Origin of the sequence: Bacillus sp. SIMBA_005, from assembly GCF_046535585.1 — a bacterium.
GTDB lineage: Bacteria > Bacillota > Bacilli > Bacillales > Bacillaceae > Bacillus > Bacillus pumilus.
This window is the reverse complement of sequence record NZ_JAWRWI010000122.1, coordinates 1-345: the sequence shown is the minus strand read 5'-3', so window position 1 is coordinate 345 and position 345 is coordinate 1. Positions and strand designations below refer to the sequence as shown.

The following is a 345-nucleotide window of genomic DNA, read 5'->3' as shown; positions in this document are numbered from 1 at the left end:
CCGGCGTCGCGCAGCGCGAAGCGATCCAGTAGTTCATCCGCGACCCGTCCGGGATGCTTCACGTGGCGCAGCTTCGCGACGAGGACGAGGTTCTCGCGCCCCGTCAGCATCTCGTCGACCGCGGCGAACTGTCCCGTGAGGCTGATCGATTCCCGCACTCGCGCCGCCTGTCGGGCGACGTCGTAGCCGCTGACGGACGCGGTGCCCGAGTCGGCCTTCAAAAGCGTGGCGAGGATACGCACGAGCGTCGTCTTCCCTGCGCCGTTCGAGCCGAGCAACGCGAAGATGGACCCCTGCACGACCTCGAAGTCGACGCCTTTGAGCACGGGTAACGTGCCGTACGCC

General features: G+C 67.5%; 1 protein-coding gene. It reads right to left on the bottom strand.

The window, feature by feature from the left end; genetic code table 11:
* Positions 1-345, bottom strand: a 345-nt coding sequence (locus SB660_RS19400; protein WP_410583867.1) for an ATP-binding cassette domain-containing protein, incomplete at both ends; no start/stop codon positions are given.